This window comes from Alteromonas sp. NFXS44, from assembly GCF_040148705.1.
In the GTDB taxonomy this organism is placed as follows: Bacteria; Pseudomonadota; Gammaproteobacteria; order Enterobacterales; family Alteromonadaceae; genus Alteromonas.
Window position 1 is genome coordinate 541,561 of record NZ_JAGDEA010000005.1, and the last position, 12,595, is coordinate 554,155.

Genomic DNA, 12,595 nt, shown 5'->3' on the forward strand with positions numbered 1-12,595 from the left:
TTTGTTTTACAGACTGGCTAAGGTGTCATAAATGCCCGTTGTCAGTCTTTCAAGTTGGCTTTCAGTAATTATGTACGGTGGCATGATATAAACCAGTTTACCGAAAGGCCGGATCCAGATCCCTTTTTCGACGAAATGCTTCTGCAGTATGGCCACATTGACCGGTTGTTTCATTTCAACCACACCGATTGCACCCAGCACCCGCACGTCAGCCACACCCGGAAGCGCTTTGCACTTTGGCAGGCTGGCTTTCAGTTGTGATTCGATGCCGGCTACCTGTTTTTGCCAGTGTCCTTCATTGATAAGTGACAGACTGGCATTCGCTACAGCACAGGCAAGCGGGTTACCCATGTATGTCGGGCCGTGCATGAATACGCCGGGTTCTCCCTGGCACACACCTTGTGCCACATCCTCTGAACACAGTGTTGCAGCGAGGGTCAGATAGCCTCCGGTGAGCGCTTTTCCTACACACATAATATCCGGGCTGATATGTGCATGGTCGCAGCCGAACAATTTTCCGGTGCGGCCAAACCCCGTGGCTATCTCATCACAGATAAGCAGCACATCGTATGCATCACACAATTGACGGCAGCGTTTCAGGTACTCCGGATGATAAATCCGCATGCCGCCGGCGCCCTGAACCACCGGCTCAATGATCAGAGCGGCTAATTCATGATGATGGCGTTCAAATAGTTCCTGAAGGGGCAAAATGTCATCTTCACTGAAGGTCTGATCAAACCGTGTTTGCGGGGCGGGCGCAAACACCTGTTTACTGATTACACCGGAAAATAAACTGTGCATCCCGTTGACCGGATCGCATACCGACATGGCGGCGAAGGTATCGCCGTGATAACCGTTGCGGGGCGCGATAATCCGGTGCTTTTCCTGACGGCCCTGACAGGCCCAGTACTGCAATGCCATTTTCAGTGCCACTTCAACAGATACCGAGCCGGAGTCGGCCAGAAACACCCGGTTCATGCCGTCCGGTGCCATATCAAGCAGCGTGCGGCAAAGTGTTACCGCCGGGTCATGGGTCAGACCGCCAAACATGACGTGGGAAAACTTGTCGATTTGCTGTTTGGCTGCGTCGTTTAAAACAGGATGATTGTAGCCATGAATGGCTGCCCACCAGCTCGACATACCATCAACCAGGTTTTTACCTGAGGCCAGTGTAATTTCTGCGCCGTCAGCTCCGGTCACCTCAAAGCAGGGCAGGGGAGAGACAGCAGACGTATAAGGGTGCCAGATATGCTGGCGATCAAACTCAATATTGCTCAAAATATAACCATTGGTAAAGGTTTGAAAATGGTCAGAGTTGACAACTCTGTAACCAGGCATAGACTAAGCCAGCATTTCTCATTAGTAAAGGATAGGGCATGACCATCGCGTCCAACGCACCACAACAACAGGCAGACATTCGCCACGACTGGACCAAAGCCGAAGTTAAGGCACTTTTCGCATTGCCATTTAATGACTTACTGTTCAAAGCCCAAACGGTTCACCGTCAGTATTTCGATCCGAACGAAGTGCAGGTGAGCACGTTATTATCAATTAAAACCGGCGCGTGTCCGGAAGACTGTAAATATTGCCCGCAAAGTGCCCGCTATGATACCGGATTAGAAAAAGAGCGCTTACTGGAAATTGAAAAAGTGATTCAGCGCGCTAAAGAAGCGAAAGCCACCGGCTCTACCCGTTTCTGTATGGGAGCTGCATGGCGTAACCCCCGTGACCGCGATATGCCATATGTCACCCAAATGGTGTCTGAAGTGAAAAAGCTTGGTCTGGAGACCTGTATGACGTTGGGTATGCTTACCCGCGAGCAGGCAGTGGCACTGAAGCAGGCCGGTCTGGATTACTACAACCACAATCTGGATACTTCCCCTGAGTTTTACGGTGACATCATTACAACCCGTACCTACGACGACCGTCTTAATACCTTGCAGAATGTGCGTGATGCCGGCATGAACGTATGTTCCGGCGGTATTGTGGGCATGGGTGAATCTGCAGAAGACCGTGCAAGCCTGCTGATGCAACTGGCTAATCTGCCGGAACAGCCGCAAAGCGTTCCCATTAATATGCTGGTGAAAGTAGAAGGTACGCCGCTGGATAAAGTGGACGATCTCGAACCATTCGAATTTATCCGTACCATTGCTGTCGCCCGCATCATGATGCCTGCCTCACACGTGCGTTTATCCGCCGGCCGTGAAAACATGAATGAACAGATGCAGGCGCTGTGTTTTATGGCTGGTGCCAACTCTATTTTTTACGGTTGCAAGCTGCTGACAACCTCTAACCCGGATACCCACGAAGACGTGTTGTTATTCCGCAAGCTGGGCATTAACGCTGAGCGTACCCGCGAGTTCTCTGATGAAGCTCATGAGCAGGCATTGCAGGAAGAAATTGCCGCGCAATCAGCCCCGGCTGACTTGTTTTACGATGCCACCGCGCCCCGTAAAACCGCGCCTGCGGAGGCCTGATGGCATTTGATTTTATCAATGCTGAGCTTCAGAAAAAGCAGGTTGCCGGTTACTTGCGTCGCCGGCATTGTGTGGAATATGAAAAGGACGGCATTATTTGTGTAGCCGGCGAGCACTATCTGAACTTTGCCAGTAACGATTATCTGGGCATGCGTCAGCATCCGGGTGTGCTGCAAAGCTGGGTAGAAGGCTTAGCTCAGTTTGGTGGTGGCAGCGGCGCGTCTCCGTTAGTGACGGGCTACACCCAGGCCCATGCGGCCCTTGAAGCCTGTCTTGAAGAGCATCTTCAGCGTGAAGCGGTACTGCTGTTTAATTCCGGCTTTGCAGCAAATCAGGCCATCTGTCAGGCACTGTTTCACAATGGTGGCAACGTACTGGCCGACAAATACATGCATGCTTCATTCATTGACGGCGTGCTTGCCAGCAAAGCTGAATTCAAGCGTTTCCGTCATAACGATTTAGCGCACTGCGAAGCACTACTATCCGGTTTATCCGGCGATACCCTTATCGCCAGTGAAAGTATTTTCAGCATGGACGGAGACAGCGCACCGGTTGGAGGACTTGTGTCACAAAGTCGTGACAGCGGCGCGTGGCTGATGCTGGATGACGCCCATGGATTTGGCGTACTGGGCGAAAATGGTTTTGGAGTGGCGGAGCACTATCAGCTTACGCAGCAGGATTTGCCGGTACTGATGGGCACATTCGGCAAGGCGGTGGGTACAGCCGGTGCCTTCGTTGCCGGCAGTCAGGCCTTTATTGATTATCTGGTCAATCACGCCAGGCATTATATTTACTCCACCGCGCTGCCGGCCTCTCAGGCTATTGCTACCTTGTATTCGCTTACGGCCATATCAACGGGTGATGAGCGTAAAACGTTACATGAGAATATTGCGACGTTTCGTTCTCTTGCTCTGGCGCAGGACCTTCAGTTAACTGAATCTGTCAGTGCCATTCAGCCTGTGATGTGCGGCGATCCTCATAAGGCACTGGCATTGTCTGAAGCCCTGAAACAACGTGGGATATGGGTACCGGCAATACGTTATCCGACAGTGCCGAAAGGTGCTGACAGATTGCGGATCACCATTACTGCTCAACACAGTGCCCGGGATATCAGCGTGCTGGTGGATGCACTAATGCTGGCTATGGAGGCGGTGTGAATCAACCCGCTTCAAAAACCGCTGAAACAACCGTATCCCGCAAACAGGCGATTGCTGCCCGCTTTGACCGTGCCGCTGACTCATATAATCAGGTGGCAGGAGTTCAGGCCCGTATCGCTGCCGATGCCCGCAGTTTGTTGCACGTTGAACCGGGCAGCCGGGTGCTTGATATCGGCTGCGCCACAGGGCGGGAAACCATATTGCTGGCGAAAAACGGTGCACAAGTTACCGGTCTCGATATTGCCGCAGATATGCTCCAAAAGGCGCAGCGGGATTATCCGTCTCTGACATTCAAAGAAGGTGATGCGGATGCACTGCCTTTTTCTGCACAGCAATTTGATGCGGTATTTTCCTCAATGGCGTTGCAGTGGAGTGATGATCCAGCCACGGCGATGCCGGAAATTGCCAGAGTGCTTAAACCCGGGGGCAGGGCGCAGTTAGCCATTATGGTTGCCGGTTCTTTTCACGAGCTTATTCTGGCCCGTTCAGTGGCGGGGTTGCCTGAATCCGTGAACACTTTACCTCAGTCTCTGGTGTGGGAAAAAGCCGCCTGTCAGGCTGGCTTTCATGTCGTGAAAAGTACGGTTGAAACATACACAGAGCACTTTGACGGAATACGCAGTCTGCTGTATTCAATCACTAAAGCCGGTGCAGGCTTATCAGACAGCGGACACGCTCAGTATTCTTTCACCCGGCATTCACTGAAAGCGTTAGAAAAGGCTTTCTGTAAAGCCCCGAACGGCACGCTGTCCCTCACTTATCACGTATTACAGATATCGCTGGAACGCTAATTTATGTTCGCTTATTTTGTTACCGGTACCGACACAGAAGTGGGTAAAACCTTTGTGTCGTCTTTATTTTTAAAGGCTGCGGCGCAATCAGGACTTTCTTCTGTTGGGTACAAGCCAGTCTCTGCCGGATGTGAAGTCATTGACGGCACGCTCAGTAACGAAGATGCAAGAGCTTTACATGCGGCGTCCTCATTACCCGTATCACTTCAGGAAGTGAACCCCGTGACCCTTGAACCGCCTGTCGCACCGCATATTGCTGCAGAGCAGGCGGGTTTGAAAATTGAAAAAGAAGATCTGATCAAAGGGTACGAACATCTGGCAGACAAACACCCTGACTTTATGCTCATGGAAGGAGCCGGTGGCTGGCGGTTACCGTTAGGCAATGGCCTATGGATGCCGCAAATCGTTCAGGCGCTTAAGCTGGATGTCATAGTGGTAGTGGGCATGCGGCTGGGGTGTCTGAATCATGCCGTACTCACCTGTGAAGCCATTTTAAATGACGGCCTGAATATTAAAGGCTGGGTGGCGAATCAGTTGTCTGCTGACATGCCGGTATACGATGAAAATCTGGCGACACTTAAAGCTGTGTTGCCTGCTCCCATGCTGGCCGAAATTCCTTTCGGCGCAGATGAGAATACGGTAGCAGACCTGGTATCAACGGCGCAGAAACTGGCTTAAGTCATCCCCGTCTTTAATGGCGGTTTTTTGTTTTCCTGAGAATACAAAACCGCCATATTCCCCTTTAAATGTCAGTTTGCCTCTGGATAGCTCAAGCGCAGTGCCCTCACGTATTGCCAGTACCGGTGTATCCGGATTCAGAGTCGTGAATTCAGCAAGACGTTGATCGCGGGTTTCCCCGTTAAAACCCGGCGGGTGATAATCGGAATAGTGCGGATTCAATTGACAGGGAAGCAGCGCCAGCGCGTCAAACGACGGCGGCTCGATAATAGGCATGTCATTGGTGGTTCTGATGGTGGCACCGCAAATATTTGAACCGGCACTCCATCCGATATAAGGAACCCCCGCATCTACGGCCAGACAAATGGGCGCAATAAGAGAGTTTTTATATAAATTTGCCAGTAGATTAAAGGTGTTACCACCGCCGGTTAATATTGCTTTGCCTGCCTGAATGGCTTCTGTTACTGCTTGTGCAGGATGCTCAAATGTATGTAACCCGGTAACACGGCATTCAGGTAAAGCTGCCTGTACTTTTGCTGTGTACTCGTCAAAAGATACTGTCACACCGGCGTAAGGAATAAACAGCACGTCCCGTTTGTCACCCAAATGAGAAAGGATCATGGGTTTGGCGTGGGCAAGGTAGTCTTCGTTTCCCACACGGGAACTGCTGAGCATCAGCACATGAGCAGGCATGGTCACTCCGGAAATTGAATTTTTTGATTTTAAAAGATGATACGCGAACACGAACCCTGTGTTTAGTGTGGTGTACAAAAAACATTTTGGAAAGGAGACGGGGAGTGTCAGGGATAGTGGTGTTAAAACGCTAACTAATTTCGGTGACCCACACTTCTACTTTTAAGCTGGCATCAGCCTGGCCTCTGAAGGCTCCTGAAATGGGAGGCACAAGTTCAGGTAACCTGCTGACAGCCACCGCTATATGATTTGCACCGGCAAGGCTACCATGAGTCGGATCAAAACCTTTCCATCCGGCGCCCGGAATGAATACTTCAGCCCACGCATGGGTGGTACCGGGCAGAACAGGTGAGTCCTTAGTATACACATAGCCGCTTACGAAGCGGGCAGCAAACCCCAGATTACGAGCTGTATCGATAAATAAATTAGCCAGATCACGGCATGAGCCCTTACTTTTCGTGACTGTAGTCAGTGAACTTTGTACCCCTTCCTCATCTCTTTTTTCATAACTGATAGTTGTGTAAATATGCTGATTCAATAAAAGAAGCAGTTCGAAGGTTTGAACAGGTTGCACCGGTGCCCGCACTTTTGCAACCCACCTGGTCAGGACAGAACAGTCTATAAGTTTGCTATCTTGCAGGTAAGGTGATAGAGATATGCGATCTTCCGGCTCATAATAAAAAGGATAATTAACTGCATAATTCTCAAGTAAAAAATCCTGGGGCGATAAATCGAACTTTTGAACAACTGAATCGCTCACTATAGAGAGTTGGCGTGTACTTCCTGAGAATCTGGCAATTGCCACAGAATTATTCTCTGTATCCCGATACCACTTCAACGTCGTGGCAGGAGTAATATTTAAAACAGACGACTCGATGTGCTGATCGTGGCCTTCTCTTGGCCGTAACCGGAGGGTATGAGCACTTAATTCTACTTCGTGAATAAAGTTGTAAGTAGTTTGGTGGTTCACTCTGAAGCGCTTCATGGATTGCATCAGTTATACGTACCGTAGTATCAGAATACATCTTTTCGACATGCGTTGTTATTACATTATCTTTTTTTAAAATAAAGTACGATTTTACTGAATAGTATTACATCCACTTCAACAGGACTATTGTTAGATACGCATGACAATCATTGGAAAGAGCTTGAATTTTTAAGAAATAAAAAATTAATTATTAAAATGCTTTACTTGAAAAAGTAATTGGCGTATTCTCATCACGCTTTAAAAAATAACTCCTTACCTTATACCGCTCTTGCTTCTCTCTTTCTTCTTTTTCTCACGAAGTCGAACTAGTATTTACATTTGCCCTATTCGTTAATGTTTTACTATTTTATCGCACTTGCTGGTGGAATCCACCAAAATAAATTAATTAAAAAGAGAAATATGAAATGTCTAATTCTGTAAACGGTACAGTAAAGTGGTTCAATGATGACAAAGGTTTTGGTTTTTTGACACCAACTGAAGGTGGAAAAGATGTCTTTGTACATTTCCGCTCAATTGCAACAGAAGGCTTTAAGTCTTTAGTTGAAGGACAGCAGGTTCAGTTTACTATTGAACAAGGTCAGAAAGGCCCTCAAGCAACTAACGTAGTTGCTCTATAAACCTAATCCTGTTTAAGGTCAGCTCTTGCTGGCCTATTTTCCCATTTAATTCCCTTCCTCTATAAACAGCCTCTTTCACTTTGTAAATCTCTAAATAATATAAGAATAATTATGAACTTTGATTTTAATGCCTGCAGTATTAATGTGCTGCCTCCTATTTCTGATATATCTGTTAACAAAAATAATGTTGCCTTTAAAGATAGTAACTCAAAACAATACGTGAATCTGAAGAGTTCGCCGGAAGCAAAAAGATTTGTTATCTGGTTGCTTTCTTTCTAAAAATTGTTTGGCGGTAAAATGGTCATGGCGAGTTTAATTTTGCTTGTTCTATGGTGCCGATAAAATTTAATCCCTTAACTTATCTGACAGTAATTACATTTATTGCTGGCTTACCGGTACAAAAAAATCAGTTAGCTTTGAATTAAGTTTAACCGGTAATGCCGTTCAGAATTACCCCTGAGGCGGTCTCCGGCCCGGAGGCTCACCCATATTATCAGGCCGGCAGGCCAGTTCTTCTGATGAAGTGTCTTCGTCTGGTCCGGATGGCGGTGCCATACACTGGCCTGACATAGTCTCACCATTCCGGCCGCTCATGGAGCAACTGTCACCCTCTGATGAAGATGCACAGGCGTCAAATGCTTCCTGAGGGATTGAAGGCCGTTCTTCCCGTTCCGCTGCACAGGCGGCAAGTGCAGTGAATCCTGCTACAAAAATGACACAGCGCTTAATCGATTGTTTCTTTACCATAGTATGTTCCGGTTGGGCTCAAGGTATTCTTAACTGACTACCGGAATGGTCTTTGTGTTCTTCCCTTTTCGATTTCTTTACGCTGTTCAACGGTATGTCAAATGTTAATTTGACGAAAAAGTACAGTTGATTGCGGGAATAGTGACTAAACGCAGGTGTTAAATTCATTCACGATAGGTTAACAATTTAGCCCTCTGCCGGAAGAAGAAAATGAATACCACCAAAACTGATGTCGCTATTATCGGTGCAGGCCCGTCGGGACTGATGCTGGGCCACCTGCTCACTCAGGCAGGCATCAACTGTATCATCGTAGAACGTAAATCACCGGATTATGTGTTAAGCCGTATCCGCGCCGGTGTGCTTGAACAGTGCACCTTACAGGTAATGGAAAAGCTCGGTTTGGATAGCAGACTGAAAGCTGAAGGTTTACCTCACGACGGCGTTATTCTCGCCGATGGCGAAAGGGTCATTGAAATTGATGTGAAGGGTTTGACCGGCAGCCAGGTGGTTGTTTACGGCCAGACTGAAATTACCAAAGATCTCATGGACGCATCAGACAGTCGCGGTGTAATGCGGGTATACGATGCAGATGATGTTGCTCTGCATAATTTTGAAACTGAAGCACCCTGCGTAACCTATACAAAAAACGGCGAACCTCATCGTATCGATTGTCGTTTTATCGCCGGTTGTGACGGCTTCCACGGGCCTTCCCGTAAAGCCATGCCGGGAAGCAACACGAACTACGTGGAAAAGGTCTATCCATTCGGCTGGCTGGGTGTGCTGGCAGATGTGCCGCCTGCCACACACGAAGTGGCTTACAGTAATCACGACCGCGGTTTTGCCTTATCTTCAATGCGGTCGCTTACCCGCAGCCGCTATTACATTCAGGTAGGGTTGGATGAAAAGGTGGAAGACTGGTCTGATGAACGGTTCTGGGATGAACTGGCTGTTCGTCTGGGTCCTGAGATCTCCTCAAAGCTGGTGACCGGACCTTCAATCGAAAAATCCATTGCGCCACTGCGTTCATTTATCTTTGGCAGCATGCGTCACGGCAGCCTGTTCCTGGCGGGAGATTCTGCGCATATCGTGCCGCCCACCGGCGCGAAAGGGCTCAATCTGGCATCTTCGGATATCACCTACTTGTCGGCAGCAATAATCAGTTACTTCAAAGAAAAGCAATCTGATGGCATTAACCTGTACTCTGAAAAAGCGCTGAACCGCGTATGGAAGTCGTCACGTTTTTCATGGTATCTCACCACGCTGATGCACCGCTTCCCTGAAGGCGGAGAGTTTGACCGCAAAATGCAGGTGGCGGAACTGGAATACATTGCCGGCTCAAAAGCAGCGCAGACCACTATTGCTGAAAATTACATAGGTCTGCCACTTTAACAGTGCTTTACAACAGCACCAGACGATATGAAATCCCGGCGACATCTGCCGGGATTTTTTCTCTTGTTGACGGACTACAGGCCCTGGGCAACCATCGCATCTGCCAGGCGTCTGAATGCGGCGATATTCGCGCCCTTAGCATAATCAGTAAAACTGTCTTCACGGCCTTCTTCCACACATTGCTCATAAATGTGCTTCATGATTTTTTTCAGTTCGTTATCCAGTGTGTCATAACTGCTTCTGCGAAAACTGGCGTTCTGCATCATTTCCAGGCCAGACAATGCCACGCCGCCGGCGTTAGAAGCCTTGCCCGGTACGAAAGGTATACGTTGTTCAGCAAACACTTTCTGTGCGTTAGCAGTGCACGGCATATTTGCACCTTCCAGCACGTACTTTACGCCGTTCCCGCAAAGCACATCAGCGTCATCTTCATCCAGCTCATTTTGCGTCGCGCAGGGCAGGCAGATATCTGCGGTCTGATGCCATGGCTTTTTGCCTTCGTGCCATTCTCCGCCACTCTTCTCCCTGATGGCTAAGAGGATGTTGTCGTAGTTGTGCTTCTGCTCAATTGCAAACTGAATGTCGTGCTTTGACAAACCGTCCTTTTTTATCAGGCAACCACGGCTGTTCGACAGGCTTGTCACCACAGCGCCGGATTCACAGGCTTTCAGCGCTGCGTGCAGCGCCACATTGCCCGCGCCGCTGATACCGGTGCGTTTGCCTTCGAGGGTATCGTCATTTGCAGCCAATACCTCCTGCAACATGTAAATCAAACCGAACCCGGTGGCTTCTGTGCGCACATGGCTGCCGCCGAATGAAATGTCCTTTCCTGTCAGTGTGCCGCCAAATTGATTGTGGATACGGCGGTACTGGCCGTACATGAACCCGATTTCCCGGCTGCTGACGTTAATATCGCCGGCTGGCACGTCGGTCTGCGGGCCGATATGACGCTGCAATTCAGCCATGAACGCCTGGCAAAAGCGCATGATTTCAGTGTCGCTTCTGCCTTTCGGATTGAAATCCGAGCCACCCTTCGCGCCGCCCATGGGCAGGCCGGTTAATGCATTTTTGAAGGATTGTTCAAAGGCGAGAAATTTTAAAACAGACTCGTTGACGGTGGGGTGAAAGCGCAGGCCGCCTTTATACGGACCAATCAGGCCGTTGTGTTGTACGCGCCATCCGCGGTGTATTTCGACCCCGCCATCATCGTTCATCCACTGAACATTGAAGTGAATAATACGCTCGGGCACGCAGAGCCTTCTGACCACGTCGTAGCGCTTATAAGCTTCTGACGCGTTTGAGACTGGCATGACATGATCTACAATCTCCTCAACGGCCTGCAGGTATTCCTTTTGATCGCCGTACAATTCTGTCAGCCATTTAAGCACACTGTCACGATTTGATAGTTGACTCATAATGCATTCCGTTTCAATAAATATGTGTATTGCTTACCTGTACGGCACTGATGTTGATCATTAATTCCTTGTCATCTGAGGTTTACGGCTGTCCTGAACGGGCATGCATGCACCATGGTTGAACCTTGGCGCTGGTGGCGCGTACCCAACAATACAATTGACTTTATTCACTGGATGACAGGAGACATTATGACCTCAACTGTACTGGTAACCGGCGGTAACCGCGGTATTGGCCTGGAAATCGTTCGTGGCTATGCGCAGGCGGGCTTAAAGGTGTTGCTTGGCTGCCGGGATGAAGAAGCCGGCGAAGAGATTAAGAAGGACATTGTCGGCAAAGACATTCAGATAATAGAAATTAACCTGTCCAATGAAGCTGCAGCCAAAGAAAATATTATGCGTGCTCAGGCCATTTATGGCGGTGTGGATGTGCTGGTAAATAACGCCGGTGTCCTCCATGAAGAAGACTGGCAGGACGTGTCTTCTGATTCACTGAAAGAGGCTATGCAGGTCCACGTAAACGGTCCGCTGACATTGATTCAGCAAATTCTGCCCGGCATGCGTGAAAGGGGGTATGGTCGCATCGTCAATGTCTCATCGGGGTGGGGCGCTTTTTCAGAAGGGATGGAAGGACCGCTGGCCTATGCCGTCAGTAAAGCTGGGCTGAATGCACTGACAAAACACCTTGCGGCGCAGGTGGCCGGCGAGAAAAATATAAAAATTAATGCCATGTGTCCGGGCTGGGTACACACCCGCATGGGAGGACGTGATGCACCGCGAACACCGCAGCAGGGGGCTGAAACCGCTGTCTGGCTGGGACAACTTGGTGAAGACGGTCCTTCCGGACAGTTTTTCAGAGATAAAAAATCTATTGGCTGGTAAGTATTTGTTGTCCGGCTTTATTCCGGAAGCAGGTCGTATGTGCGGCCTGCTTTAATCTCCGCTTTCACCAACTCCGTCAAGAATTCGTTTATGAAAAAGCCAAATTATGGCAGTCTATACGGCGAAATTGTGGAAAGGATTTTCCTTAGGGTAGTACAGCGGGTCTGAACCGGGCGCCGGACATAACTGGTCGCTTCACAGATATACCGCAGAAAATAAGAAAATTGACATGTTCAAGTCGAAAAAGAAAACATCAGTGCTTTTTGTGTGTCTGGGCAATATTTGCCGTTCACCCACGGCTGAGGCCGTTTTCCGTCATAAAGCGAAAGCGGCGGGTTTAGACCTCAAAATTGATTCGGCCGGTACCCACGGATATCACATCGGAAAGCAGCCGGATGGCCGTTCGGTATCAGTGGGTGTGCAGCGTGGCTATTCATTTAAAGGCATCAAATGTCGCCGTGTAGAAGATAAAGATTTTACTGATTTTGATTACATCATGGCCATGGACACCAGTAACTATGAGAATCTGATGAAGGTGAGTCCTGAGGAAGAACAGCACCGTATTCATTATTTTCTCGACTTTGCTCCGGGCGATGAAAAAGAAGTGCCGGATCCGTATTACGGCGGGAAGCAGGGCTTTGAACTGGTGCTGGATTTAATCGAGCAGGCATCGGATGGTTTCATCCGTCATCTGAAGCAACAAAAGCCGGCCGGCTAGGTCATTGCGGGCTGTATCGCCCGCTAAAAATCTGCGTCGTCATCTC

Annotated in this window: 13 protein-coding genes; 8 read left to right on the forward strand and 5 right to left on the reverse strand. The window is 49.0% G+C overall.

The features are described from left to right. Positions 1-6 precede the first annotated feature (6 nt). Complete coding sequence (bioA, locus tag J3369_RS07655; protein ID WP_349585516.1) at positions 7-1,338, reverse strand: adenosylmethionine--8-amino-7-oxononanoate transaminase; 1,332 nt, start codon at positions 1,336-1,338, stop codon at positions 7-9. Between the two features lie 38 nt (positions 1,339-1,376). On the opposite strand from bioA, the gene bioB reads away from it, so the two are divergent. The 4 genes from bioB to bioD are packed head-to-tail and all read left to right on the forward strand — an operon-like array spanning position 1,377 to position 5,103. Beyond that, entirely contained in the window at positions 1,377-2,477 is a 1,101-nt protein-coding gene (bioB, locus tag J3369_RS07660) for a biotin synthase BioB (protein WP_349585518.1), read from the forward strand. Further along, the gene (locus J3369_RS07665; RefSeq protein ID WP_349585520.1) at positions 2,477-3,634 is read left to right on the forward strand and encodes an aminotransferase class I/II-fold pyridoxal phosphate-dependent enzyme; all 1,158 of its coding nucleotides are present in this window, start codon (positions 2,477-2,479) and stop codon (positions 3,632-3,634) included. Before bioB ends, J3369_RS07665 begins: the two co-directional genes overlap by 1 nt. Continuing rightward, positions 3,631-4,425 (forward strand): methyltransferase domain-containing protein, encoded by a 795-nt coding sequence (locus tag J3369_RS07670; RefSeq protein WP_349585522.1) that lies wholly within the window; start codon positions 3,631-3,633, stop codon positions 4,423-4,425. The genes J3369_RS07665 and J3369_RS07670 overlap by 4 nt, the downstream gene beginning before the upstream one ends. A 3-nt stretch (positions 4,426-4,428) precedes the next feature. Continuing rightward, entirely contained in the window at positions 4,429-5,103 is a 675-nt protein-coding gene (gene bioD / locus J3369_RS07675; RefSeq protein WP_349585524.1) for a dethiobiotin synthase, read from the forward strand. Here the strand turns inward: bioD and pepE are convergent. Next, positions 5,080-5,796 (reverse strand): dipeptidase PepE, encoded by a 717-nt coding sequence (gene pepE / locus J3369_RS07680; protein WP_349585526.1) that lies wholly within the window; start codon positions 5,794-5,796, stop codon positions 5,080-5,082. The two genes, bioD and pepE, sit on opposite strands and share 24 nt — an antisense overlap. A gap of 130 nt (positions 5,797-5,926) precedes the next feature. Next, positions 5,927-6,790: a transglutaminase family protein gene (locus J3369_RS07685; protein ID WP_303574953.1), complete on the reverse strand. Its 864-nt coding sequence runs from the start codon at positions 6,788-6,790 to the stop codon at positions 5,927-5,929. 398 nt (positions 6,791-7,188) lie between these two features. Between J3369_RS07685 and cspE the strand changes: the two genes are divergently transcribed. Next, on the forward strand, positions 7,189-7,401 hold the full coding sequence (cspE, locus tag J3369_RS07690; protein ID WP_303574952.1) for a transcription antiterminator/RNA stability regulator CspE: 213 nt from the start codon (positions 7,189-7,191) through the stop codon (positions 7,399-7,401). 450 nt (positions 7,402-7,851) lie between these two features. On the opposite strand, the gene J3369_RS07695 is transcribed toward cspE, so the two are convergent. Further along, positions 7,852-8,148 (reverse strand): hypothetical protein, encoded by a 297-nt coding sequence (locus tag J3369_RS07695; RefSeq protein ID WP_303574951.1) that lies wholly within the window; start codon positions 8,146-8,148, stop codon positions 7,852-7,854. 210 nt (positions 8,149-8,358) lie between these two features. Between J3369_RS07695 and pobA the strand changes: the two genes are divergently transcribed. After that, positions 8,359-9,537: a 4-hydroxybenzoate 3-monooxygenase gene (pobA, locus tag J3369_RS07700; RefSeq protein ID WP_349585529.1), complete on the forward strand. Its 1,179-nt coding sequence runs from the start codon at positions 8,359-8,361 to the stop codon at positions 9,535-9,537. Between the two features lie 74 nt (positions 9,538-9,611). Here pobA and gdhA read toward each other — a convergent pair whose 3' ends face one another. After that, a complete protein-coding gene (gene gdhA / locus J3369_RS07705) occupies positions 9,612-10,952 on the reverse strand; it encodes an NADP-specific glutamate dehydrogenase (RefSeq protein ID WP_349585531.1) in 1,341 nt (446 codons plus the stop codon). 189 nt (positions 10,953-11,141) lie between these two features. On the opposite strand from gdhA, the gene J3369_RS07710 reads away from it, so the two are divergent. Both J3369_RS07710 and J3369_RS07715 read left to right on the forward strand, forming a co-directional pair. Further along, a complete protein-coding gene (locus J3369_RS07710; protein ID WP_349585533.1) occupies positions 11,142-11,831 on the forward strand; it encodes an SDR family NAD(P)-dependent oxidoreductase in 690 nt (229 codons plus the stop codon). Positions 11,832-12,060: 229 nt separating this feature from the next. Then, on the forward strand, positions 12,061-12,549 hold the full coding sequence (locus tag J3369_RS07715; RefSeq protein WP_349585535.1) for a low molecular weight protein-tyrosine-phosphatase: 489 nt from the start codon (positions 12,061-12,063) through the stop codon (positions 12,547-12,549). Positions 12,550-12,595: the final 46 nt, after the last annotated feature.

Excerpts from the sequence above, each read along its gene's own strand:
- pobA (WP_349585529.1), top strand. The coding sequence starts at position 8,359 with ATGAATACCACCAAAACTGATGTCGCTATTATCGGTGCAGGCCCGTCG.
- bioA (WP_349585516.1), bottom strand. The coding sequence starts at position 1,338 with ATGCCTGGTTACAGAGTTGTCAACTCTGACCATTTTCAAACCTTTACC.
- J3369_RS07695 (WP_303574951.1), bottom strand. The coding sequence starts at position 8,148 with ATGGTAAAGAAACAATCGATTAAGCGCTGTGTCATTTTTGTAGCAGGA.
- J3369_RS07715 (WP_349585535.1), top strand. The coding sequence starts at position 12,061 with ATGTTCAAGTCGAAAAAGAAAACATCAGTGCTTTTTGTGTGTCTGGGC.
- bioB (WP_349585518.1), top strand. The coding sequence starts at position 1,377 with ATGACCATCGCGTCCAACGCACCACAACAACAGGCAGACATTCGCCAC.
- pepE (WP_349585526.1), bottom strand. The coding sequence starts at position 5,796 with ATGCCTGCTCATGTGCTGATGCTCAGCAGTTCCCGTGTGGGAAACGAA.
- J3369_RS07665 (WP_349585520.1), top strand. The coding sequence starts at position 2,477 with ATGGCATTTGATTTTATCAATGCTGAGCTTCAGAAAAAGCAGGTTGCC.
- cspE (WP_303574952.1), top strand. The coding sequence starts at position 7,189 with ATGTCTAATTCTGTAAACGGTACAGTAAAGTGGTTCAATGATGACAAA.
- bioD (WP_349585524.1), top strand. The coding sequence starts at position 4,429 with ATGTTCGCTTATTTTGTTACCGGTACCGACACAGAAGTGGGTAAAACC.
- J3369_RS07710 (WP_349585533.1), top strand. The coding sequence starts at position 11,142 with ATGACCTCAACTGTACTGGTAACCGGCGGTAACCGCGGTATTGGCCTG.
- gdhA (WP_349585531.1), bottom strand. The coding sequence starts at position 10,952 with ATGAGTCAACTATCAAATCGTGACAGTGTGCTTAAATGGCTGACAGAA.
- J3369_RS07685 (WP_303574953.1), bottom strand. The coding sequence starts at position 6,790 with ATGCAATCCATGAAGCGCTTCAGAGTGAACCACCAAACTACTTACAAC.